General features: G+C 63.3%; 20 protein-coding genes. 7 read left to right on the forward strand and 13 right to left on the reverse strand.

The window, feature by feature from the left end; genetic code table 11:
- Positions 1-38: 38 nt before the first annotated feature.
- The gene (locus H4V98_RS00310; protein WP_196863324.1) at positions 39-1,562 is read right to left on the reverse strand and encodes a hypothetical protein; all 1,524 of its coding nucleotides are present in this window, start codon (positions 1,560-1,562) and stop codon (positions 39-41) included.
- A gap of 429 nt (positions 1,563-1,991) precedes the next feature.
- Positions 1,992-2,282 carry an aminoacyl-tRNA synthetase gene (locus H4V98_RS00315; RefSeq protein WP_231374721.1) on the reverse strand — a complete coding sequence of 97 codons (291 nt, stop codon included), beginning with the start codon at positions 2,280-2,282 and terminating at the stop codon, positions 1,992-1,994.
- Between the two features lie 103 nt (positions 2,283-2,385).
- Here H4V98_RS00315 and hemE point away from each other — a divergent pair, with 103 nt between their 5' ends.
- The 3 genes from hemE to priA are packed head-to-tail and all read left to right on the forward strand — an operon-like array spanning position 2,386 to position 6,142.
- Positions 2,386-3,495: a uroporphyrinogen decarboxylase gene (gene hemE, locus H4V98_RS00320; protein WP_196863325.1), complete on the forward strand. Its 1,110-nt coding sequence runs from the start codon at positions 2,386-2,388 to the stop codon at positions 3,493-3,495.
- A 59-nt stretch (positions 3,496-3,554) separates the two neighbouring features.
- A complete protein-coding gene (locus tag H4V98_RS00325; RefSeq protein ID WP_196863326.1) occupies positions 3,555-3,863 on the forward strand; it encodes a hypothetical protein in 309 nt (102 codons plus the stop codon).
- Positions 3,860-6,142 carry a primosomal protein N' gene (priA, locus tag H4V98_RS00330; RefSeq protein ID WP_196863327.1) on the forward strand — a complete coding sequence of 761 codons (2,283 nt, stop codon included), beginning with the start codon at positions 3,860-3,862 and terminating at the stop codon, positions 6,140-6,142. Before H4V98_RS00325 ends, priA begins: the two co-directional genes overlap by 4 nt.
- A gap of 20 nt (positions 6,143-6,162) precedes the next feature.
- On the opposite strand, the gene H4V98_RS00335 is transcribed toward priA, so the two are convergent.
- The 4 genes from H4V98_RS00335 to H4V98_RS00350 form a co-directional block, all read right to left on the reverse strand.
- Positions 6,163-6,351 (reverse strand): hypothetical protein, encoded by a 189-nt coding sequence (locus H4V98_RS00335; RefSeq protein ID WP_196863328.1) that lies wholly within the window; start codon positions 6,349-6,351, stop codon positions 6,163-6,165.
- 19 nt (positions 6,352-6,370) lie between these two features.
- Complete coding sequence (locus tag H4V98_RS00340) at positions 6,371-7,291, reverse strand: demethoxyubiquinone hydroxylase family protein (RefSeq protein ID WP_231374720.1); 921 nt, start codon at positions 7,289-7,291, stop codon at positions 6,371-6,373.
- Positions 7,288-7,683: a DUF4149 domain-containing protein gene (locus H4V98_RS00345; RefSeq protein WP_196863329.1), complete on the reverse strand. Its 396-nt coding sequence runs from the start codon at positions 7,681-7,683 to the stop codon at positions 7,288-7,290. The genes H4V98_RS00340 and H4V98_RS00345 overlap by 4 nt, the downstream gene beginning before the upstream one ends.
- Positions 7,684-7,780: 97 nt before the next feature.
- Positions 7,781-8,290 (reverse strand): Rrf2 family transcriptional regulator, encoded by a 510-nt coding sequence (locus tag H4V98_RS00350; protein WP_196863330.1) that lies wholly within the window; start codon positions 8,288-8,290, stop codon positions 7,781-7,783.
- 136 nt (positions 8,291-8,426) lie between these two features.
- Here H4V98_RS00350 and H4V98_RS00355 point away from each other — a divergent pair, with 136 nt between their 5' ends.
- On the forward strand, positions 8,427-9,422 hold the full coding sequence (locus H4V98_RS00355) for a MerR family transcriptional regulator (RefSeq protein WP_196863331.1): 996 nt from the start codon (positions 8,427-8,429) through the stop codon (positions 9,420-9,422).
- Positions 9,423-9,469: 47 nt separating this feature from the next.
- Here the strand turns inward: H4V98_RS00355 and H4V98_RS00360 are convergent, their stop codons facing one another.
- A complete protein-coding gene (locus H4V98_RS00360) occupies positions 9,470-11,800 on the reverse strand; it encodes a PAS domain S-box protein (RefSeq protein WP_280757195.1) in 2,331 nt (776 codons plus the stop codon).
- Positions 11,801-12,127: 327 nt separating this feature from the next.
- Here H4V98_RS00360 and H4V98_RS00365 point away from each other — a divergent pair, with 327 nt between their 5' ends.
- Both H4V98_RS00365 and H4V98_RS00370 read left to right on the forward strand, forming a co-directional pair.
- Complete coding sequence (locus H4V98_RS00365; protein WP_196863480.1) at positions 12,128-12,694, forward strand: protocatechuate 3,4-dioxygenase; 567 nt, start codon at positions 12,128-12,130, stop codon at positions 12,692-12,694.
- A gap of 72 nt (positions 12,695-12,766) precedes the next feature.
- On the forward strand, positions 12,767-13,771 hold the full coding sequence (locus tag H4V98_RS00370) for a metal-dependent hydrolase (protein WP_196863332.1): 1,005 nt from the start codon (positions 12,767-12,769) through the stop codon (positions 13,769-13,771).
- 63 nt (positions 13,772-13,834) lie between these two features.
- Here the strand turns inward: H4V98_RS00370 and H4V98_RS00375 are convergent, their stop codons facing one another.
- The 4 genes from H4V98_RS00375 to gcl form a co-directional block, all read right to left on the reverse strand.
- Positions 13,835-14,902, reverse strand: a complete 1,068-nt coding sequence (locus H4V98_RS00375; protein ID WP_196863333.1) for an aldo/keto reductase — start codon at positions 14,900-14,902, stop codon at positions 13,835-13,837.
- 256 nt (positions 14,903-15,158) lie between these two features.
- A complete protein-coding gene (glxR, locus tag H4V98_RS00380) occupies positions 15,159-16,064 on the reverse strand; it encodes a 2-hydroxy-3-oxopropionate reductase (protein ID WP_196863334.1) in 906 nt (301 codons plus the stop codon).
- 36 nt (positions 16,065-16,100) lie between these two features.
- Positions 16,101-16,880 carry a hydroxypyruvate isomerase gene (gene hyi, locus H4V98_RS00385; protein ID WP_196863335.1) on the reverse strand — a complete coding sequence of 260 codons (780 nt, stop codon included), beginning with the start codon at positions 16,878-16,880 and terminating at the stop codon, positions 16,101-16,103.
- 43 nt (positions 16,881-16,923) lie between these two features.
- Positions 16,924-18,720 carry a glyoxylate carboligase gene (gcl, locus tag H4V98_RS00390; RefSeq protein ID WP_280757196.1) on the reverse strand — a complete coding sequence of 599 codons (1,797 nt, stop codon included), beginning with the start codon at positions 18,718-18,720 and terminating at the stop codon, positions 16,924-16,926.
- A 123-nt stretch (positions 18,721-18,843) separates the two neighbouring features.
- Here gcl and H4V98_RS00395 point away from each other — a divergent pair, with 123 nt between their 5' ends.
- Entirely contained in the window at positions 18,844-19,752 is a 909-nt protein-coding gene (locus H4V98_RS00395; protein ID WP_196863337.1) for a LysR family transcriptional regulator, read from the forward strand.
- Between the two features lie 124 nt (positions 19,753-19,876).
- Here H4V98_RS00395 and H4V98_RS00400 read toward each other — a convergent pair whose 3' ends face one another.
- The gene (locus H4V98_RS00400; RefSeq protein WP_196863338.1) at positions 19,877-20,893 is read right to left on the reverse strand and encodes a porin; all 1,017 of its coding nucleotides are present in this window, start codon (positions 20,891-20,893) and stop codon (positions 19,877-19,879) included.
- 77 nt (positions 20,894-20,970) lie between these two features.
- On the reverse strand, positions 20,971-22,473 hold the full coding sequence (locus H4V98_RS00405) for a nucleobase:cation symporter-2 family protein (RefSeq protein WP_196863339.1): 1,503 nt from the start codon (positions 22,471-22,473) through the stop codon (positions 20,971-20,973).
- Positions 22,474-22,551 lie beyond the last annotated feature (78 nt).

The raw sequence follows: 22,551 nt of genomic DNA on the forward strand, positions 1-22,551 counted from the left end.
AAGCGCTATCAACGCCTGGGCCAGGCAAAGCGCCTGGATCAAGGCGCCGCACTGCCGCGAAAGGCCTGGGCGTCGAAATAGCGCGCAAAAATTCCGTCGTTGCTGCTACCCCCAAAACGCACTTGGGAAAACACAACTACGAATCCGCCCAGCGATGTCGCACTCACGGCGGGCCGGACACCACTTGCTGCGACCCTGCCCGGGGCGCCAGCGGGCGCACCGTCAGCGCCGTAGCGTCGGGCCTGGGACTCGGAGACGAAAATGGCAGGAGTAGGACCAGGGCTTGATCCTTCAGACCAGGCAACCACAAATCCGCCGTCGTCAAGTGCGGCCACCGCTGGAGAGGCCACGGGACGTGGGCATGGAAAAAATCTTCCTTGTCTCGTACAGGTGGGCCGTGGCCCGAGCACGGGATTTACCAAGCTGGGAGCGGCCAGTGCAGAGCCATCGGCGTGGAAAGACTGAACCGCGATCACGGGATCCGTCTCGCGCAGGGCCAGGACATAAGTCACGGCATACCCGCCGCCCGCCAAGCCAGAAACGGCGGGAAAGCTGGCACCGAGCTGATCGCCAAATGCGTCTGGCGTGATCAGGGTAGGCGAACCAATGGGTGAATTATTGGCGCCATAACGCTGTGTATAAATGGCGGAGCCCGCCAAGCCGCTTGGCCCGGAGCTGTCCCAGGTGACCAAATATCCTCCATCGGCCAGCGCTGCAACCGCTGTGGTGCGAAAGGCCAGGTCGAGCAAGTCGGTAAAGGTGTTCACCCGCTTTTCAGCACCGCACGGGCAGGCCACGCCCTGAGCGTCAAAGCGCCGCGCATAGATGTCCAGGCTTGTATCGGCGGTGCGCGGCGCTCTCCAGGTCACTACATAGCCCCCGTCAGCCAAACCTGCCGCGGCAACGCTGGAGAAAAGCTTGCTGCTCAAGGTGATGCTGTTGATTTGCTGCACGGCGCGAACCGCAATGCCATTGGCATCGAAGCGCTGCGCAAGGAGGTTGTGGTCCTCGCCGCCGCCATTGGCTTGGCGTACCGGCCACACCAGCAAATAGCCCCCGTCCTCCAGTGCGGCAAGCGCCGGTTTGTTCACGAACACCGCATCCGGCGCAATGCAGGTCTCCTGGCCAAGCGCTTGTCCATCGACGCCGTAGCGCTGCGTGCACACACCCCGCGCGCTTGGTGGCACGACTACGCCGGGGAACAGTTCTGTATTGGAAATCCATGCAACCACATGGCCGCCACTCTTTAGCCGGGCGATGCTGGAATTTTGATCTATCCCCAGCATTGTCGTGTTGACCCTGAATTCCGCGCCGCCGGGCGCTGTCGCCGGCTCTTGAACTTGTCCCTGCGCTGGAGCAATCATCTGTGCAGGAACAGCCGTCGGTGCCTGTCCTGCGACCGGCAGTTGCGCGGCAGCCTGCCCCGAGGATGAGGAAGTTGCCAGCGCGGTGGCTACGGGCGCAGAGTCGCCCCCACCACACGCGGTCAGCCAAAAGGCTGCCAGCACGCTTGCCAACGCGGCGCGCCAGCCAGGTTTTCGCAGGGGAAAGTTTGTAGTCACAGAGGGCCTTTCTGCGGTGATTGCAGCAGTTGATTCAGCTAAGAAATCTCCTGTGAATTTTTGAGCCGGTGAAGCGCGCGCGCGGTGCGACGAAGTCGCGTTTACAGCTAGGGGGATCCCAGAAACTGACTGTTATCGTCAAATCCGGCTGAATTTCCGGTTACACAGGGGGTCTATGCAGGAATAAAAATCAATTGACCACAGCGTTGTGCGTTAAAACCTGGAAGTGTCCGGCTTTTGCCTCATGCAAGGCAGAACTGGAAACCTCTGCATCGACAGCATGGTGGTAGCCAGCCATTTCATCGAAATGCCGGCCTTCGCATCGGTTCCGCCGTGGCTACGTTGCTACGTCTACGAAGCCTGGGAGCGGCCGGGCGAGCTTGTTGCCATGCCCCAGCAGGAAGATCAGTTCCTTGACGATGCCGTACATCACCGCCCGGTCACGCGTCGGGGGTCGGCGAAATGCACCGTGGTGCTGCCGATGCGCGCCACGCCGTCCGGCCCCGGCCCGTGGGCGTAGCGGATGCCCAGGCCATGCTCGGACATCAAGGGGCCGCAGGCGCGCCAGTCGCGCGTCCACTTTGGTAGCGCCTGGTTGCCCGCCCAGAGCGTTCCGGCGCTTTCATGGCATTCCTCGATGTGCTGATGGCCGAGCAGCCGCCCCAGGTGGCGCTCGCGGGCGATGCAGCTGCGAAAATATTCTTGGTCACTTATTTGCATGATGCGCTTGCTTTGCGGGAAAAAACCAATTCTTCACGCCACCGTAAATCTGAACCAGCCACTCAGCCAGCCCCATCAACCCGACACCTGAGACAATCCCCCGATGTTTGCACCCCTTCAAAACGACACTTTTCTGCGTGCCTGCCTGCGTCAGGCGACTCCCCACACCCCGGTCTGGCTGATGCGCCAGGCGGGCCGCTACCTGCCGGAATACAAGGCAACCCGCGCAAAAGCCGGCAGCTTCATGGGGCTGGCGACCAACACCGACTACGCCACCGAAGTCACGCTGCAGCCGCTGGAGCGCTTCCCGCTGGATGCCGCCATTTTGTTCAGCGACATCCTGACGGTGCCCGACGCGATGGGCCTGGGCCTGTCGTTCCAGCTCGGCGAAGGCCCGAAGTTCGCCACGCCGGTCCGCGACGAAGCGGCGGTCAACAAGCTTGAAGTGCCCGACATGAACAAGCTGCGCTATGTGTTCGACGCCGTCACGTCGATCCGCAAGGCGCTGAACGGCCGGGTGCCGCTGATCGGCTTTTCGGGCAGCCCCTGGACCCTGGCCTGCTACATGGTCGAGGGCGCCGGCTCCAGCGACTACCGGCTGGTCAAGACCATGCTGTACCAGCGCCCCGACCTGATGCACAAGATGCTGGCGATCAACGCCGATTCGGTCGCACAGTACCTGAATGCGCAAATCGAGGCAGGCGCGCAGGCGGTGATGATTTTTGACAGCTGGGGCGGGGTGCTGGCCGATGCGGCTTTTCACACCTTCAGCCTGGCGTACACCGCGCGCGTGCTGGCGCAGCTCAAGCGCGAGCACAACGGCGTTGTCATTCCGCGCCTGGTGTTCACCAAGGGCGGCGGCCAGTGGCTTGAAGCCATGAAGCAACTCGACTGCGAAGTGCTGGGCCTGGACTGGACCGTGAACCTGGCGCGGGCGCGGGCGCTGGTCGGTGAAAACGGACCGAACGCCAAAGCGCTGCAGGGCAACCTCGACCCGAACGTGCTGTTTGCCAACCCGGCACAGATCGAAGCCGAAGTGGCCGCCGTGCTGGGCAGCTTCGGCGCGCCGCACACCGATTTGACGCAAACCGGACCGGCGCAGATTTTCAACCTCGGCCACGGCATCAGCCAGTTCACACCACCAGAAAACGTCGACGTGCTGGTTCGTGCGGTGCATTCGCAATCGCGAAGACTGCGCGCCAGCCAGGGCTGAAAGCCTGGCGAACGGGCTGAAAAAGGGACTGCCCGCGCCCTTTACCACAAAAAAATAGCATGTATCCCAAGACTTATGCACAAATCCTGTGGTACAGCTTTTCAAGGTCCAGCTTTGGCAGGGCACTGTACTATCAAACTCATAGCATTCATAAGTTGTTGATTTATATAGAAAATTTAAATTGCCTTTTTGCCGGGCAATTTAAGGAAAGCCTTGATTTACAAGGCTCTGCGGCGGCTTGCAACAAGCTATCAACAAAGTTATCCACAGAAAATCTGGACAACTTCAAAACAGTGAAAAATCAACGACTTAGCGATTTCCATGGTCGAGTTGCTGCCAACGCCCGCACTTCAGGGCACTGGCTATGAGCCACTGGCTGGAGATCGTCGTGGCCACGCCGGCGCACAGCGCCATCGCCGGACCACTGACCTACCGCAGCGCCGTGCCGCTGGTTGCCGGCACGCTGGTGCGCGTTCCCTTTGGCCGGCGCGAGGTGCTGGGCGTGGTGTGGGACGTGCTGCCGGACTGCGGCGACATGGCAGAAGAAACCATCCGCGACATTGCCGGCGCGCTCGACGGGCTGGACCCGCTGCCGGTCACCTGGCGCAAGCTGGTGGCCTTCACCGCCGGCTATTACCAGCGCTCGCTGGGCGAAGTGGCGCTGGCAGCGCTGCCGCCGCAGTTGCGCGACCTGACCAGCGTGCAACTGGCGCGCCGGCTCAAGCGGCCGGAAAGTCAAGTCGAAAGCCGGCCTGATACTACCGAATTAATAGCACTTAGCGCACAGCAGGCATGCGCCATAGCCCAATTTGATGCTGAAACCAGCGCAAAGCAGCGGCCCACATTGCTGTTTGGCGCCACAGGCAGCGGCAAGACCGAGGTTTACCTGCGCGCTGCTGCCCAAGTGCTGGCGCAAGACCCCACCGCGCAGGTGCTGGTGATGGTGCCCGAGATCAACCTCACGCCGCAGCTGCAAGCCCGGTTTGAAGCGCGTTTTGCCCATCTGGGCCGCGAACGCGTCGTGCCGATGCACAGCGGGCTCACGCCGGCCCAGCGGCTCAAGGGCTGGCTGGCCGCGCATTCGGGCCAGGCGCGGCTGGTGCTGGGCACGCGCATGGCGGTGTTTGCCTCGATGCCGAACCTGCGCCTGATCGTTGTCGATGAAGAACACGACCCGAGCTACAAGCAGCAGGAAGGCGCACGCTATTCGGCCCGCGATTTGGCGGTGTACCGCGCCCGGCTGGAAACCATCGCCAGACAAGAAGTGGTCAGCGCTGGACCGGTGGTAGAAACGGCCACAGGCGATCTGCACCAGCAGGGGCCGGAGAACCGGCTTTGCCCGGCCACCGGCGCAGCGCCCTCCTCGGAGGGCAGCGCAGCACACGAAGTGGCAAGCGTGGGGACCAGGACATGCAGGGTGTTGCTCGGTTCAGCCACGCCGTCGCTGGAAAGCTGGCAGGCGACGATTGCGGGCCGTTACCAGCGCCTCGATATGGAAGAACGAATTGGCGCTGGCCAGCCATCGGGCGAAGCGGTCAACCTGGCAAACAATGGCTTGCCCACCGTCCGGCGGGTGGACATGAACCACCAGCCCCGGCACTGTGTCATCGCCCCGCCGCTGCTGGCGGCTATCTGCCAGCGGGTGGCACGCGGCGAACAGTCGATGATTTTCCTGAACCGGCGCGGCTATGCACCAGTGCTGGCCTGCCTCGACTGCGACTGGAAAAGCGACTGCCCGCACTGCAGCGCCTACCGCGTGTTCCACAAGATCGACCGCACGCTGCGCTGCCACCACTGCGGCTTCACCGAGCGCGTGCCGCACGCCTGCCCGAGCTGCGGCAACATCGACATTGCGCCGGTCGGGCGCGGCACCGAACGGCTGGAAGAACACCTGGCCGAATTGCTGGCCAGCGTGACCCGGCCCGACGGCGAGCCGGTGCGCATTGCCCGCATCGACGCCGACAGCACGCGGCTCAAGGGCTCGCTCGAATCGCAGCTGGCCCGCGTGCATGCCGGCGAGGTCGATGTGCTGGTCGGCACGCAGATGATTGCCAAGGGCCACGACTTCAGGCACATCACGCTGGTGGCCGCCGTCAACACCGACAGCGCGCTGTTTTCCAGCGACTTTCGCGCGCCCGAGCGCTTGTTCAGTTTGATGATGCAGGCAGCGGGCCGCGCCGGCCGCGATGCCCGGCACAGCGCCGCCAGCGAGATGTGGGTGCAGACCTTTCACCCTGACCACCCGCTGTTTGAAGCGCTGAAGCGGCACGACTACCCGGCCTTTGCCACCCGCGAACTGGAAGAGCGGCAGGCTGCCGGACTGGCGCCCTTCGGTTTTTCAGCGCTCATACGGGCGGACGCGAAGACGCAGGATGTCGCCCAGGGCTTCCTGAATGCCGCTGCGCAGGCGGCCCAGGCGCAGCAGTTGCCCGGCCACGAACACGTCACGCCCTACCCGGCCGTGCCGATGACCATCCAGCGCGTCGCCAATGTCGAACGCGCCCAGATGCTGGTCGAAAGCCCGTCGCGCAAGGCGCTGCAGGGGTTTCTGGCCGCGTGGCAGCCGGTGCTGTTCGAAACGCGCCGGCAGGCTGAATTCAAAAGCCTGGTGCGCTGGGCGATTGATGTGGACCCGCTGGCGATTTAACGCAGGCTCCCGGCACGGCGCTAGTCGCTGGTTTGGCGATACAGGCCGGTTTTGACAGCACTGTCCAGAAACTGCTTTTGATAGTGGCGGTTGCGGCGCCCGGCCTTGGCTTGTGCGCGCTTGCTATTGCGCTTGTCGACCACGATTTCCGACAGCCGGCTCAGGTCGTCGGCCACCTTGAAGTCATTGGGCGAGTTTCTTCGGGTCATGCCGATGCGCGTGCCAAGGTCAAACCCTGCGCGCCAGCGTCACGGCCAGCGCAGAACCCCGGCCAACGGCCCTGCACCAGCCAGCCAGCAGTGCACCGGGGGGATGTGTGAGATGCGCCTCGGCTTCGATGCGGTGGGCGGCTTCATCGCGCTGACAGTCGACCAGGGTCTGCCGCAGGGCGGCGTGCCCGGCTTGCGCCGTGAGGGCCTCAATTTGATGCGCGTAGTGCTGCACGACAAACGTCTCGACGGAGGCCACCGTGGCAAATACCGCCCGGCGCCCAAAGACAGCCGGCAGGGCGCCCGTGACGAAGCCGGCCATGCGCCAGGCCACCAGCAACCAGCTGCGGCGCAGCGGCGGCAGCAGGGCTGACATTTTCTGGAGGTGCTGCAACTCGGTGTGCAGGTGGTTTTTGGCAAACGTCCGCACGGTTTTGTCGCGCGTCACGCACAGCATGCCCCGGTAAATCCAGACAGCGCCGGTTTCGCCAGCATGGTTGGAACGCAGGTCGGCCACCAAACCCGCCGGCAGATGCGATGTGTCGCAGGCCCGCGCCAGCCACTGGATACCGGGCCGGATGCGCAAAAATCCACGGTACAGCTGCTCAAGAATCGGGGTCACACCGGGCAGTGCGGCCAGACGCGCCAGCCAGCGCCAGCCCGGCATGACCTGCCAAAGCGCCACAAACGCGGCCGCTCCGCTCAGCAAGGACCCGTCTTCCCGGCGCACATGAAAGCGCGCCAGGTAACGGGCACGGTCATCAGGCGCGAGCGGGACCGATGCCTTGCTGACGTCCGTCCAGGCCACCGGTCGCGCGGGTTTGAGCGATTGATAAACGCCGACTTCACGCCGGCACAGGGGGCAAGCGCCGTCGAACAACACCGTGAGCGACTCGCAAGGCAAGGGCTGATTGCCCTCGGGCGGGGTGGGCAGGGTCATGCCGCACCCATACTTTTGACCAGAATCCAGACCAGCACCGCCAGTTGCAGCATGTTGAGCACCACGCTCAGGGTGTGCAGCTGTTTGAAAAGCCGGCCTTGGTGGTTGTCGCGAGCCCGGTTCACCAGCGGCGTCAGCCAGAAACGGCTCAGGAAAAAGACAAGCGCCACCGCAACCAGGCTGCCCTGCACCAGTGCCACGCCGGCCAGTGCCGCAGCGCCGGCTGTGCTCAGACCCAGAAACAAATAGTACTTGGGGAAAAACGATCGCACGTAAGCGCTCGCCCATTCCTGGGGCAGCACGACAAAAATGGTGGGCGCCACCGCCACGGTGAAAAACAGCATGATGCCTACATTGGCTGCGACGATCAGGTCGCTGAGGTGCGTCAGCATGGGCCGCGTCCTTTGGTAAAAAACAAGTCAGCGGAGCGAGGGGCTGGGTATGGCATGGCCGCGCTTTGCTCCGCAAAGGCCCACCGGGATATACCCCTCAGGCGGCGCTTTTGCGCATGGCAAAGTCGCACGAATGCAGCTGGAATACCGAGTTCGGGCCACGCGGGCAGACTGGCAACGGCAACGGCCTGAAGGCAAAGCGCGGCTTGGCTACGGGAAGCGCGAGGTCACTGGAGGTTGCGGCACTCACCAGGTCGTGCAGATTTTCTGAATTAAAGGCTTTTTTGCAGGCTTCATGGAAGTCAACGGCAAAATCGTCGCAGGCAGACGCGCTGCTGGCCTTGGGCGGGGAAGTTTCGAAAAACTTCACCACGTCCAAAACCGTGAATTTTTTCAGATCGCCCTCCACTTGGTAACCGCCTCCTGGGCCTTTAAACGAGCTGACTAAGCGGTGTTCGCGCAGTACCCGCAAAATGCTTTCCAGTCCAGCCAGCGACACGCTCAGGGCCTGCGCCACTTCCCGGGCAGGAATCGGCTGGCGCGCCCCTTTGGCAGCAATATAGACCAGTGATTCGACGGCAACCCGCGTTCTTTTGGGAATCAGCATGATGAATCTTTCGGTTTTGAGTAGATATTAGCGACTAGCTTAACGCCAAATCTATACAAATAAAACAAAATTATTAGAAAACAACAGAAACAAATCGAATTTTTAAGTTATAAACAGTTAAATCTACGCAATACCTATGCAAAAACCTACTCAAAACGATATAGAACTGATCAACACGCTTTTTCGCATTGGTGCAGTTGCAAAAGCGACGGGCATTCCCGTTTCCACCCTTCGCATCTGGGAAGTCAGGCACCATGCCTTTTCACCGTCGAAAACCACGGGCAAGCACCGGCTCTACAGCCAGATGGATGTGCACAAGGCAAGCCTGCTGAAACAACTCAGCCGTCAGGGACATGCCATCAGCACGATTGCACCGTTGCAGGTGACGGCACTGGAAAAGCTGCAGCAGTCGCAAGAAGCGCCGATTGCCCCGCCTGAAGCCCCAGGGCAGGCGGCCGGCACGGTGTCACTGGCAGTGATTGGCGCCGGGCTTGCCAACCGCGTGACGTCCGGAAAGTTCATGCGGCCCTTTTTGGGCAGCCGCCTGCGGGTGAGCGACAGTTTTACCGACTTGGCGCAGGCAGACACTGCCGGTTTTCGGGAACCACCCCAGATCCTGCTGGTCAGGGTCAACACCCTGCACGACAGTGTTCGCAGCCAAATCCAGGAACTGGCCCTGAACCAAGGCGTGGCGCATACGCTGGTGATCTATGGCTTTGCGCAGGAAGCGGTGGTGCAATCGATGCGGGCAGCCGGCACGCTGGTACGGCGCGGGCCAGTCTCGGACTTTGAGTTGTCGGACCTGATCAGTTCGGTGCTGCTGGTCGACACGGCCAAAAGCCTGGGCGTCATTCACAGCGACCCGCTGATTCCGCCCCGCAAATACTCCGACGACACGCTGTCGCGGGTGGCAGGCATTTCAAGCAATATGCTGTGCGAGTGCCCCAGGCACGTCGCCGAGCTGATCGCCCAACTGGCAAGCTTTGAGCAGTACAGCCAGGAGTGCCTGAACAAGAACGAGGAAGACGCACATCTGCATGCCCATCTGCATGCCATTTCAGGCTCTGCCCGCGCGCTTTTCGAGCGCGCACTGGAAATGGTCGCCCAGCACGAGAACATCCCCCTGATCTGATGGCCGACACCACTGCTCATGGCGGGGGTAGCCGCACAGGGCAACCTTCATGCGTTCGGCACTCGCCCTGGTCCCAGCGTAAAAAAGAACGCCGCCCCTTCGTTCAACGTGCTTTCGGCCCACACACGGCCTTCGTGGCGCTCAATGATGCGTTTGACGGTGGCCAGACCAATGCCCGTTCCCGGGAATTCCTCCGGCGAATGCAAGCGCTCGAAGGTACCGAACAGCTTGGGGGCGAAAGCCATGTCGAATCCCGCGCCGTTGTCTTTGACAAAAAAGACGAGGTTGCCGTCGAAATCCGGCACGCCGCCGACTTCGATGCGTGCCAGTGGTTCCCGGGATGTGAACTTCCAGGCGTTGCCCAGCAGGTTTTCAAAAACAACCGACAGCAATCTTGCGTCGCCCTGCGCGCTCAGGCCGTCCTGAATTTGCAGCGCTGCCTGGCGCCCTGGCTCCCGCTCGTGGTGGTCGCGTCCGATGCGCCGGGCAATTTCCGAAAGATCGACATGCGCTGACTCGATCGGTTTGCGCGATAGCTGGGCCAGGGTCAGCAAGCCTTCAATCAGATCGCCCATGTGCTTGACGCCCACCCCGATACGCTCCAGGTAATGCCGGCCTTTGGCGCTTACCTGGTCGCCATCGATTTTCACCACCAGCTGGCTGAAGGCATGGATGCTGCTCAGGGGCGTGCGCAGGTCATGCGAGACCGAATAAGCAAAGGATTCGAGTTCGTGGTTTGCCCGCTCCAGCTCGAAGGTGCGCAGCAGCACCCGCGCTTCGAGCCCGGTGTTCAGGCTGAGGATTTCTTGCTGCTGCTGCCGGCGCTCGGTGATGTCGCGCCCGACCGCCACCCAATGGGTGAACTTGCCGGACTTGTCGGCAATGGGCGTGATGTCGGTTTCCAGCCAGCGCTCGCTGCCGTCCTTGGTGCAGATGATGATTTCGGCGCGGACCGGCTCCCACCGGGCCATGGCGGCGCGAATGCGGTCCATCTCGGGCCGCTGGGTGTCGGTCCCCCACAGCAGCCCGGAGGCATGGCCGTGCATTTCAGCGTTGCTGTAGCCAGTCTGGCGCTCGAAGGCGTCGTTGACAAACACGATGCGCCGGCCGCCTTTTTCCAAAGGGACGGCTTCGGTGATGATGACGATGTCGTTCAGGCGCGACACCGCCGTCTGCAGCAGCCGCAGTTGCGACTGTTCTGCGCGCTGCTGGGTGATGTCCTGAAAATAAATCGCCAGCCCGTCCTGGGTGGGGTAGACGTGAAACCGGATGAACAGGTTCAGCGGCGCGTAAAAGGCTTCGAAGCGCGTTGTACGCTGATTCTGCAGGGCCAGGCGGCATTCGCGCTCCGTGCATGTGCCCAGGGATTCGGGAAACTCCTGCCATAGGATTTTTCCCAAGATATCTTCGCGCCGGCGTTGAAGCATGCGCTCGGCCTGGCCATTGAAAAAGGTGACCTTCCAGTCCTTGTCGAGCAGGCAAAAGCCATCGGTGATGCTTTCCAGTGTGGCGGTGAGCTGCGCCTCCAGGGAAAGCGCGCGCGCCTCGGCCTCCTTTTGCTGCGAAATGTCCTGGAACGCGCCCTGAAGGCGAACGATTGTTCCGCTGGCATCGCGTACCGCTTCGCCCATCGAACGCACCCAGATGCGCCGACCCGTGGCCGTGCGCTTGGGCAATACAAATTCATAGGGAATGCCGTTTTCAGCACAGTTTTTCACATGGCGTGTCACCAGCAGCTGATGCTCGGGGAAAAAGTAACCGATGCCCTCGTCCAGCGTGGGCGTGTAGCCCGGTGCGACATCGTGGATCAGGCAGTTCTCGTCCGACCAGGTCAGCGTGCGCTCCGGCAGGTCAATGGTCCATCCGCCCAGGCGCGCCACCCTGCCGGCAACCCGGCCCATGTAGAGATTTTTGTCCAGCAACTCGGCGTGCTGCCTGAGGTCGTCAATATCGGTCAGTGTGCCCACCCAGCCGACGGGACGGCCGGCCGCGTCGCGCTGCGGGACCGCGCGGCCGAGCATCCAGCGGTAGATGCCGTCAACCCGGCGCAGCCGGCACTCCGCCTCGAAGGCTTCGTGGCTGACAAGCGCCTGGGTCCATTGAGCAGCGACCGGCGCGCAATCATCAGGATGGATGGACCGGCTCCACCCGTGGACCAGACTGTCTTGCAGGGACACGCCGGAATAGTCGAGCCAGCGCTGGTTGAAATAGGTGTGCTGGCCGTCAGGCTGCATCATCCAGACTATCTGGGGCAAGGCATCTGCCAGCAGTCGAAACGCTGAGTCGCCCTGGGCTGAAGCGCTCGATGCAAGCTGGCCGCCGGCGGGTGCATGTACCTCGCCTGTCAGTTGAATCAGTTCGCTGCCTGCAATACTCACGCGGTTTCCTTGGTTGCTGTGTTGCGCAACCTACGGATGCACAGGCAGGGCTCAAACGGCTTGCGGGCTTGTATCGGACCTGACATAAAGTATTGTGGGGCATTGCGCTTCGTGTGAAACTCTGGGTCACAAGCGTGCACACATCTGGAAAAACTCCGAATTTCAACAAGTTGCCTGGCTGAGCAGACCAAGTGCCGGCAGTTGAATGACAGCTCTGACCACCGAAGGGAAACCGTCATGCCCCGCCCCCTTACCGCGCGCGATGCCCATCCGTCGGGAAATCGCCGAACCTTGATCGTCACGGGTGCCGCCGCTCTGGCGGCGGCGATGGCGCCCACCGGCTTTGGCTTGGCGCAGAGTCGCCAGTTGCAGCCGACGCCGGGCCAGACCGAAGGACCGTTCTACCCGGTGGCACTGCCCGCTGACACCGACTTTGACCTGCTGCGCAACGGAAAAGCCAGCTACTCGCGCGGCCAGGCGGCCTGGGTGGAAGGCACAGTGCTGGACACGGCGGGCAGGCCGGTATCCGGCGCAATGGTGGAAATCTGGCAGTGCGACCAGGCAGGCCACTACCACCACCCCGGCGACGGCGGCCGGGCCGACCCGGCGTTCCAGGGCTTTGGCCGCGTGACGGTAGACAGCGACGGGCGTTACCGCTTTCGAACGCTGCGTCCGGCAGCGTACAGCGGGCGCACGCCGCATATCCATGTCAAGGTGCGGCTGGAGCGGCGCGAACTGCTGACCACACAACTCTATGTGGCAGACGACGCGGGCAATGAACGGGACTTTCTCTGGCGGCGGCTGAATGCGCAAGATCGTGCCGCGCTGACCGTGCCCTTTGTGCCCGGGGCCGATGGCTTGAGGGCGCACTTTCCGATCATCGTGCAGGCCTGAAGTCCCGCCCCGACACCGCCCATGCGGCGGGCTGCCGGGCGGGCTTGGCACGCGTGCGCTAAGCTGCGCGCCATGGATTCACTGACTCAAATAGCACTCGGTTCGGCCTTGAGTGTCGCCGTCATGGGGCGGCGCACTGCCGTCTGGAAGGCTGCGCTCTGGGGTGCCGTGGCCGGCACCTTGCCCGACCTGGACGCCTTTATCGACCAGGGCAATGCTGTTTTGAACATGACGCGCCACCGCGCCGAAAGCCACTCGCTGCTGTTTTTGACGCTGGCAGCGCCGCTGCTGGCCTGGGGTGTCAGCCGGCTGCACGGCGAGACGGCATTGTTCAGGCGCTGGTGTCTGGCGCTGTGGCTGGCGCTGTTCACGCATCCGCTGCTCGACACCCTGACGGTGTATGGCACGCAGTTGCTCCAGCCCTTCAGCGACTATCCGTTTGCAGTAGGCAGCATTTTCATCATCGACCCGCTTTACACCGTGCCGCTGATCGTCGGCGTGGTGGCGGCCTTGCGCCTGAAAAGCCGGCGCGGCCTGCGCGGGAACATGGCCGGCCTGGTGGTGAGCACGCTGTATCTGGGCTGGAGCATCGGGGCGCAGCAGCAGGCCACGCAGGTCGCGCGCACTTCGCTTCAGGCCGAAGGCATTGCCGCCAGCGGGCTGCTGGTCACGCCCGCGCCGTTCAACACGCTGCTCTGGCGGCTGGTGGCGACCACGCCCACGCAGTATTTCGAAGGCCATTATTCGCTGCTGGACGATTCACCGCGCATCCGCTGGAGCGCGCATGACCGGGGCGCAGCGCTCATGGAGCGCTATGGCCAGGAACCATCGGTCGCCCGCATGGCAGACTTCAGCCACGGGTTTTACCGCCTTTCGGAGTCCGGCGGCAACCTGTTTGTGACGGACCTGCGCATGGGCCAGGAACCGGCCTACACCTTCAATTTCAACCTGGGCAAGCCCGCTGACCTGGCAGCGGGCGGCACCGCACCGACGCTGGAAAGCCAGCGACCCGACCTGGCCACGGCGCTGCCCTGGCTGTGGCAGCGCATGTGGGGCAAGGCATTGCCGCCGCCCTGACCACCCGCCACAAACGGAATTGACAGTCGGTCCAAAAGAACCGCCTTCGGCTCCGCGCAGCGCTCAGGTATTTTCTTGCAGCGCTGACATCATCTGCTTGCGCCGGTATTCGCCCTGGCGCTCCAGCATCCACCCGGGGTACTCGGCCGCCAGCGCGCTGGCATCGCCTATCAGGCGCAACTCGTCCGGGCCAAGCATCACATCGGTGGCAGCAAGGTTGTCGGCCAGCTGCTCGGGCCGCTTGGCGCCGACGATGACGCTGGTGACCTGCGGCTGGTGCAGCAGCCAGGCCAGCGCCACGCGGGCCACCGACACGCCTTTGGCTTCGGCGATCGGACGCATGGCGTCGATGCAGTCCCAGGCCTTGGCCTTGTTGACCGGCGGAAAGTCAAAGGCGATGCGGCGGCTGCCTTCCTCGGCCTGGCCTTGCTGGCCCGGCGAATCGCGGCTGTACTTGCCGCTTAAAAAACCGCCCGCCAGCGGGCTCCAGACCATCAGCCCGACGCCTTCGCTTTTGAGCATCGGGACGAGTTCGCGCTCCAGGTCGCGTCCGGCCACGCTGTAATACGCCTGCAGCGATTCAAAGCGTGCCAGCCCCAGGCGCTCCGATATGCCCAGCGCCTTCATGATCTGCCAGGCGGCCCAGTTGGACACGCCGATGTAGCGCACATGGCCGTGGCGCACCAGCTGGTCCAGGGCGCGCAGGGTTTCATCCATCGGCGTCGCAGGGTCGAAGCCGTGAACCTGGTAGAGGTCGATGTGGTCGAGCTGCAGACGCTTGAGGCTGGCCTTGACGCCGTCGAGGATGTGGCTGCGGGTGAGACCCCGGCCATTCGGCCCTTCGCCGGTCTGGCCAAACACCTTGGTCGCCACCACCACGTTGTCACGCGGAATCTTGAGGTTTTTCAGCGCCTGGCCGGTGATCTCTTCGGAGACACCTTCCGAATACACATCAGCGGTGTCGATGAAATTGATTCCGGCATCGACCGCCTGGCCAATCAGCGCTTCAGCGTCGTTTTGTTGCAGCGCGCCGATCTGGCGCCACATGCCTTCTGAGCCACCAAAGGTCATGGTGCCCAGGCACAGTTCGGAAACGAAAAGGCCGGTGCGGCCCAGGGGGTTGTAACGCATGTCGATAAAACTCCGGTACGGTGGATGGCCGGGCGCCCGGCCCGGTGCAGGCCTGCCAGCATAAGCGCGCCGGGCCGATGCCGCAGGCGCCGGGAAAAGGCTGACCAGGGGCTGTGGCTTTGCCTCGCCTGCGGCGCCAACCGGCTCACGATAATTTTTTTAATGAAAAATACCGATTGCGCACGAATGCATTGCGTTTTCAGCTATCAATTCATGAGTAAAACATCAACCTGCGTCGTCACCCTTCCCGCAAAGCTCAAGCCGCTTTCTGGCCGATCTCGAAATTGGCCATCATCTCCAGCGCCCTGACCATGGCCGAATGGTCCCAGGCCTTGCCGCCATGGGCGACGCAGGAATTGAACAGCTCTTGCGCCATCGCGGTGTTGGGCAGGGCCACCCCCAGCGCGCGGGCACTGGACAGCGCCAGGTTCAAATCCTTATGGTGCAGCTCGATGCGAAAGCCCGGATCGAAGGTGCGCTTGACCATGCGCTCGCCATGCACTTCCAGAATTTTCGAGGAAGCAAATCCGCCCATCAGCGCCTGGCGCACCCGCGCCGGGTCGGCACCCGCCTTGGCCGCAAACAGCAGCGCCTCGGCCACCGCCTCGATGTTCAGCGCGACGATGATCTGGTTGGCCACCTTGGCGGTCTGGCCGTCGCCGTTGCCGCCGACGAGCGTGATGTTCTTGCCCATCAGCTCGAACAGCGGCTTGATGCGCTCGAACGTCGCTTCCGGGCCGCCGACCATGATCGACAGCGTGGCGTTCCTGGCGCCGACTTCGCCGCCCGACACCGGGGCGTCGAGGTAGTCGCAGCCCAGCACGTTGATTTTTTGGGCAAACGTCTTGGTGGCAATGGGCGAGATGGAGCTCATGTCCACCACCACCTTGCCGGCTGTCAGCCCGGCGGCGATGCCTTTTTCGGAGAACAGCGCAGCCTCCACATCGGGCGTGTCGGGCACCATCAGGATGATGACGTCAGCCCTCTCGGCCACGCCGCGCGCGCTCAGGCACTGGGTGGCGCTGCTGCTGGCGATCGATCCCGGCGTTTTGCCGCGTGTGTAGACAAACAGCTGGTGGCCGGCCTGGATCAGTTGGCTGGCCATGGGCGCGCCCATGATGCCCAGGCCGACGAAACCGATTTTCAGGGGGTGTGAAGTCATGAGGAGTTTTCCTGGTTTTTTAAACTATTCAGGGGCTTACAGCGCCAGCCGCTGGCGCCAGTCCAGACCCGCCTCGGTGGTGGTGGCGGGCTTGTATTCGCAGCCGATCCAGCCGTCGTAGCCGATGCGGTCCAGGTGCGCGAACAGGAAGGCGTAGTTGATCTCGCCCGTGCCCGGCTCGTGGCGCCCCGGGTTGTCGGCCAGCTGGATGTGGCCGATGCGCGGCAAATGCGTGTGCATCGTCGCGGCCAGCTCGCCCTCCATGCGCTGGGCGTGGTAAATGTCGTACTGAACAAAGGCGTTGTCGGCGCCGACCTCTTCCAGGATCGCCACCGCCTGCGCCGTGCGGCACAGGTAGAAGCCCGGGATGTCGAAGGTGTTGACCGGCTCGATCAACAGGCGCAGGCCGGCCTTCTTCAATTCTGCGGCGGCAAAGCGCAGGTTCTCGACCACCGTCTGGCGCAGCACGTCGTCGGCAACGCCGGCCGGGGCCTTGCCGACCAGGCAATTGAGCTGCTTCACGCCCAGCGCCTGGGCGTAGAGGATGGCCTTGGCCACGCCTTCGCGGAATTCCGCCACCCGCTCAGGCAGGCAGGCGATGCCGCGCTCGCCGGCTTCCCAGTCACCGGCGGGCAGGTTGTGCAACACCAGTGTCAAGTGATGGGCCTCCAGGCGCTGGCGGATTTCTTCGGCCGGCCAGGCATACGGAAACAAAAATTCCACGGCTTTGAAGCCTGCTTGGGCAGCTTTGTCAAAGCGTTCCAGAAACGGCACTTCCGTGAAGAGCATGGTGAGGTTGGCAGCAAAACGCGGCATGTCTGTTTCCTTGAAGTTATGGGTGTGCGGGGTGGCACCGCGACTATTCAAGCAAGCCGGCCAATTCCAGGCCCTTGAGCCCTTCGGGATGGCGGCAGTCGATGTCCTCGAACTCGTTGACGTTGTTGATCTCGGTGCCCATGGCGATGTTGGTGACTTTCTCCAGGATGATCTCGACCACCACCGGCACCCGGTGCTCGGCGGCCATCACCCGCGCCTGCCGCAGCGCTGCCTCGATGTGGGCCGGGTCCTTGACGCGCAGCGCCTTGCAGCCCAGGCCTTCGACCACGGCCACATGGTCCACGCCGTAGCTGCGCAGCTTGTCGTCCGAGTCGGGCACATTGATGTTGTCAAACGCCAGCTGCACGCAAAAGTCCATGTCAAAGCCGCGCTGGCTCTGGCGGATCAAGCCCAGGTAGGAGTTGTTGACCAGCACATGCACATAGGGCAGCTTGAACTGCGCGCCGACGGCGAGCTCTTCGAGCAGGAACTGGAAGTCGTAGTCGCCGGTGATGGCCACCACCGTGCGCGTCGGGTCGGCCGCCACCACGCCAAGCGCTGCCGGCATCGACCAGCCCAGCGGGCCGGCCTGGCCGCAGTTGATCCACTGGCGCGGGCCGAAGATGTTCAGGAACTGGCCGGCCGCAATCTGGCTCAGGCCGATGTTGCTGACATACACCGTGTCGCGCGGGAAGACCTTGTTCATTTCCTCGTACACGCGCTGCGGCTTGATCGGAATGTTGTCGTAATGGGTCTTGCGGTGCATCAGCCGCTTGCGTTCGGCGCAGCGGGCGGCCCAGTCGGCGCGGCTGGCCATCTGGCCCGCTGCTTTGCGTTCCCGGGCGACCTCGACGAACAGCTGCAGGGCCGCCTTGGCGTCCGAGACGATGCCCAGCTCGGGCGTGAAGACGCGGCCGATCTGCGTCGGCTCGATGTCCACATGCACGAAGGTGCGGCCCTTGCAGTACACCTCGGTCGAGCCGGTGTGGCGGTTGGCCCAGCGGTTGCCGATGCCCAGCACAAAGTCGCTGGCCAGCATCGTCGCATTGCCGTAGCGGTGGCTGGTCTGCAGGCCGACCATGCCGGCCATCAGCGGATGGTCGTCGGGTATCGTGCCCCAGCCCATCAGCGTCGGAATCACCGGCACGCCGGTCAGCTCGGCAAACTCGACCAGCAAGTCAGACGCATCGGCATTGATGATGCCGCCGCCGGCGACGATCAAGGGCAGCTCGGCAGCAGCCAGCATGTCCAGCGCCTTGTCGATCTGCTTGCGCGTGGCAAACGGCTTGTACACCGGCAGCGGCTCGTAGGTGTCGATGTCGAACTCGATCTCGGCCATTTGCACGTCGAACGGCAAGTCGAGCAGCACCGGGCCGGGCCGGCCCGAGCGCATCAGGTGAAAGGCCTGCTGGAAGGCGCGGGGCAGCTGGCCGGGTTCGCGCACGATGTAGGACCATTTGGTCAGCGGCTTGGAAATGCTTTCGATGTCGACCGCCTGGAAGTCTTCCTTGTACAGCCGGGCGCGCGGCGCCTGCCCGGTGATGCACAGGATCGGGCTGCTGTCGGCGCTGGCCGAGTACAGGCCAGTGACCATGTCGGTGCCGCCGGGGCCGGAGGTGCCGATGCACACGCCGATGTTGCCGGCCTTGGCGCGGGTGTAGCCCTCGGCCATGTGCGAGGCGCCTTCGACATGCCGCGCCAGGATATGGGCGATCGACTGGCGCTCGCGCATGGCCGCATACAGCGGGTTGATGGCCGCGCCCGGCACGCCGAAGGCCTGCGTCACGCCTTCTTTTTCCATCACCAGAACGGCGGCCATTGCGGCCTTCATTTTTGCCATTGCTTGCTCCTTGTTGAGATGGCTCCATCATTCCTTTGACGTGTTCGGCTGTGAATCCCATTGCATCGATAAGACCTATTCCAATGTGGAATAAATAGGCAAAGCGGGTTTACAGTCAACGCCATGGATCGCGTCACCGGCATTGCACTTTTTATCCGCGTCGTCGAGACCGGCAGCTTCAGCAAGGCTGCCGCAGAGACCGGCATCACCCAGCCCACGGCCACCAAGGCGGTGGCCGCGATGGAGCAGCGCCTGGGCGCGCGGCTGCTGCACCGCTCGACACGCGGCGTGACGCTGACCGAGGTGGGCACGCTCTACTACGAAAAATGCAAATTGATTGCCCGCGAGATCGAGGAAGCCGACAACCTGGCCACGCTGCTGCAAAGCAAGGTCGGCGGCCACCTGCGCATCAGCACCTCGGTGGCATTTGGCCGGCGCGTGCTGACCCCGCTGGTGCTGCGCTACAGGCAGCAGCACCCCGACATCACGCTGGACTTGAGCTTTGACGACCGCTACGTGAACCTGGTCGAGCAAGGCGTTGACCTGGCCATCCGGATGGGGCCGATGGCCGACTCGACACTGGGCGCGCGCTACCTGGGCACCAATCCGTGGCTGATGGTGGCGGCGCCGTCCTATTTGCTGGCGCGCGGCTCGCCGGGCAGCGCGGCCGACCTGGCCGCGCACGACTGCGTGGTGTACAGCAGCGTGCAGGGCGACGACCGCTGGAGCCTGGTCAGCCCGGCGGGCCAGAAACTGTCGGTACCGGTAAAAGGCCTGCTGCGCTCGAACAACCTGTCGGCAGTGCTGGCGGCCACGCGCGCCGGCATGGGGCTGGCCGTGCTGCCCTGGTACGTCGCACGCGAGTCGTTGGCCGATGGTGCGGTCTTGCCGGTGCTGGCCGACCACGGGCTGCCCGAGCAGGAAGTGCATGCCGTGTTTCCCTCGCCCAAGCTGGTGCCGCTGAAGGTGACGAGCTTCAGCGGATTTTTGCAGCAAGCGCTGGCGGGCGACTGGTGGCGTCAGGCGATGTGACGCACTTTGAAGTAGCTGAGCAGCTTAATTTTTATGCTTTTCAGGTCTTTTCCGCTTATCTAGCATGCACTTAATGCTATTTAATTAATAGCATACAGTCCCTCCAAACGGCTTCGACGGCCCGTCAGAACCGGTGGCGCACACCCACCGAGTAGCTGCTGCCATTCGACAGGTTCTCGACCTTGTCGCGCATCGCAACGGCGTAGATATCGGTGCGCCTGGACAGGCTGTAGTCGTAACCAAGGGAAACCGTGTTGCGGTCAGGTCCTGTCTTGGGTGCCACGCGTCCCCATGCCGCCAGCACGGCGCCCGCACCGACCGGCACCCGGGCGCCGAGTTCGGCGATGCGGTATGTATTGGCGATCGTCGTGTTCTTGACTTCGCCGTACTGCGCGAAGGCCTTGGCGACCGTGAAGTCGTAAGCGCCATTGAGCTGCCAGGTCCGCGTGTCGGCCTGCACTGCCGCCGGCACGGGCCTGGTTTCGTCTTTTCTGGCCGACTGGTAGACCAGCGCGGCAGACAACGGGCCGCCGGCATAGCCGACGTTGGCGCCCCAGTTCGTGCCATTGCTCGAACCCGCACCACTCGTCTTGGGCGCAGCCACTGCGCCGATCAAACCGAACCTGAAGCCGCCAAACTCAGGGCTGGTGTAAAGCGCCGAGTTGTTCCAGGCCGAGTCGCCGGTGACCGTGCCGCTGGTGAAGTAGTGGCGGACGCTGGGCGCATAGCCGTAAGAGTCGCCAAAGGGATTAAACGATATGGTGGAAATAAACAGAGGCGTGGTGTTGCGCCCCAGCGTGAAGGTGCCCAGGCTTTTACTCGACAAGCCCACCGATGCGCTGCGCGAAAACAGCGTGTCGCCAGGAAAGCGGCCCGAAGCGCCCGTGTCGGCTTGCAAAAAACTCTCAAGCCTGAACACGGCGGACAGGCCGCCGCCCAGATCCTCGGCGCCCCGCATGCCGAAGTAACTGGTGGTCAGCTTGCCGCTGTCCACGCCGGTCTGGCGCAGCCCACCCGGTGCCTTGCTTGAGCCAATGCTCATGTCAACCAGGCCGAACAGGGTGACCGAGCTTTGCGCCTGGGCGCCAAATGCCGTGGCGGCCAGGCAGGCCAGGGAGAGCGATCGCAGGAGTGGTTTCATTATGGTGTGGCTTGAAGCAATGAGCAGGAAGGAAGGACGAAAAAAGGGAAAGCAACGGAAAAAGGGCAGCGGGTGCCTCAATGCGCCTCGGCCAGTTTGGCCGCCTCGATGGAACTGCCCACGTCGGCCTTGGCGCCGTTGAAGAACAGGTTCAGCAGCACCGCCGACACGGCGGTCAGCAAGATGCCCGATTCAAGCAGCGGGTGCAGGCTGTGCGCCATCTGCTGCATCCAGCGCGGCGCGACCAGCGGAATCAAACCGAACCCGATGGCCAGCGCGACGATGTAGAGGTTGTTGCGGTTGCCCTTGTAATCCACCGTGGACAGGATGCGGATGCCGGTGGCCGCGACCATGCCGAACATCACCAGCCCGGCGCCGCCCAGCACGAAGATCGGAATCGACTCGACGAAAGCCGCCATCTTGGGCAGCATGCCCAGGATGATCATGATGACGCCGCCGGCCACGCAGACCCAGCGGCTCTTCACACCGGTGACGCCGACCAGGCCGACGTTTTGCGAAAAGCTGGTGTACGGAAAGGTGTTGAAAATGCCGCCGATCAGCGTGCCCAGTCCGTCGGTGCGCAGGCCGGCGGCCATCTCGGCCTGGCTGATCTTCTTGCCCGTCAGGTCCGACAGCGCCAGGAACATGCCGACCGACTCGATCATCACCACGACCATGACCAGCGTCATGGTCAGGATCATCACGATGTCAAAGGTTGGCGGGCCAAAGGCAAACGGCGTGACCACGTCAAACCAGTGCGCCTTGCCGACCTTGTCGAAGTTCATCTTGCCCAGCGAGATGGCCAGCACGCAGCCGGCAGCCATGCCCAGCAGTACCGAAATGTTGGCCACAAAGCCGCGCATGAACTTGACCAGCAGCAAGATGACCACCAGCACAAAGGCGGCAATTGCCAGGTTGTCCAGCGCGCCGTAGGCCAGGTTGTCGAGCATCGGGATCGGCCCGGGCAGCTTCATGGCCGGCAGCGCCGCGCCTGCCGGAGCAGCCGCTGCAGCTGCGCTTGCCGCGGCCTTGGCGCTGTCGACCATGGCCACCAGCTTGGGCACATCGACCGTTTGCGCCAGTTGCGCCGGCCCGCCCACGGCCCAGCCCACGCCGACCCGCATCAGGCTGATGCCGATGATGGCAATGATGGTGCCGGTGACCACCGGCGGAAAAAAGCGCAGCAGCCGGCTGATCAGGGGCGCGATGAGCATCGACAGCACGCCCGCGCCGATGATGGCGCCAAAGATGGCGCGCGCCCCCTCGACACCGGGCATGGCATTGGCGAAGGCCACCATCGGCCCGACGGCCGCAAACGTCACGCCCATCATCACCGGCAGTCGGATGCCGAAGTAGCGGCCAAAGCCGAGCGACTGGATTAGCGTCACGATGCCGCAGGCGAACAGGTCGGCCGAGATCAAGAGGGCCACCTGATCGGGCGAGAGCTTCAGCGCGCGGCCGACGATCAGCGGCACGGCGATGGCGCCGGCGTACATCACCATCACGTGCTGCAGGCCCAGCGCGGTGAGTTTTCCGATGGGCAGCTTTTCATCTACCGGATGCACGGTCGCAGGGGTCATGCTTGTCTCCTTGGGGGTCGTTTTGGGTGCGGGGAAAAAAGCCCGTTCACGCCACGGGCCGGGGCGATGCCTGCCTGG

It is taken from the genome of Polaromonas sp. CG_23.6 (assembly GCF_029892315.1).
In the GTDB taxonomy this organism is placed as follows: domain Bacteria; phylum Pseudomonadota; class Gammaproteobacteria; order Burkholderiales; family Burkholderiaceae_C; genus Polaromonas.

Excerpts from the sequence above, each read along its gene's own strand:
- H4V98_RS00315 (WP_231374721.1), bottom strand. The coding sequence starts at position 2,282 with ATGCAAATAAGTGACCAAGAATATTTTCGCAGCTGCATCGCCCGCGAG.
- gcl (WP_280757196.1), bottom strand. The coding sequence starts at position 18,720 with ATGGCAAAAATGAAGGCCGCAATGGCCGCCGTTCTGGTGATGGAAAAA.
- H4V98_RS00395 (WP_196863337.1), top strand. The coding sequence starts at position 18,844 with ATGGATCGCGTCACCGGCATTGCACTTTTTATCCGCGTCGTCGAGACC.
- H4V98_RS00375 (WP_196863333.1), bottom strand. The coding sequence starts at position 14,902 with ATGCGTTACAACCCCCTGGGCCGCACCGGCCTTTTCGTTTCCGAACTG.
- H4V98_RS00345 (WP_196863329.1), bottom strand. The coding sequence starts at position 7,683 with ATGCTGACGCACCTCAGCGACCTGATCGTCGCAGCCAATGTAGGCATC.
- H4V98_RS00405 (WP_196863339.1), bottom strand. The coding sequence starts at position 22,473 with ATGACCCCTGCGACCGTGCATCCGGTAGATGAAAAGCTGCCCATCGGA.
- H4V98_RS00355 (WP_196863331.1), top strand. The coding sequence starts at position 8,427 with ATGCAAAAACCTACTCAAAACGATATAGAACTGATCAACACGCTTTTT.
- H4V98_RS00365 (WP_196863480.1), top strand. The coding sequence starts at position 12,128 with ATGGCGCCCACCGGCTTTGGCTTGGCGCAGAGTCGCCAGTTGCAGCCG.
- H4V98_RS00400 (WP_196863338.1), bottom strand. The coding sequence starts at position 20,893 with ATGAAACCACTCCTGCGATCGCTCTCCCTGGCCTGCCTGGCCGCCACG.
- priA (WP_196863327.1), top strand. The coding sequence starts at position 3,860 with ATGAGCCACTGGCTGGAGATCGTCGTGGCCACGCCGGCGCACAGCGCC.
- H4V98_RS00350 (WP_196863330.1), bottom strand. The coding sequence starts at position 8,290 with ATGCTGATTCCCAAAAGAACGCGGGTTGCCGTCGAATCACTGGTCTAT.
- H4V98_RS00340 (WP_231374720.1), bottom strand. The coding sequence starts at position 7,291 with ATGACCCTGCCCACCCCGCCCGAGGGCAATCAGCCCTTGCCTTGCGAG.
- H4V98_RS00325 (WP_196863326.1), top strand. The coding sequence starts at position 3,555 with ATGTATCCCAAGACTTATGCACAAATCCTGTGGTACAGCTTTTCAAGG.
- H4V98_RS00370 (WP_196863332.1), top strand. The coding sequence starts at position 12,767 with ATGGATTCACTGACTCAAATAGCACTCGGTTCGGCCTTGAGTGTCGCC.
- glxR (WP_196863334.1), bottom strand. The coding sequence starts at position 16,064 with ATGACTTCACACCCCCTGAAAATCGGTTTCGTCGGCCTGGGCATCATG.
- H4V98_RS00335 (WP_196863328.1), bottom strand. The coding sequence starts at position 6,351 with ATGACCCGAAGAAACTCGCCCAATGACTTCAAGGTGGCCGACGACCTG.
- hyi (WP_196863335.1), bottom strand. The coding sequence starts at position 16,880 with ATGCCGCGTTTTGCTGCCAACCTCACCATGCTCTTCACGGAAGTGCCG.
- hemE (WP_196863325.1), top strand. The coding sequence starts at position 2,386 with ATGTTTGCACCCCTTCAAAACGACACTTTTCTGCGTGCCTGCCTGCGT.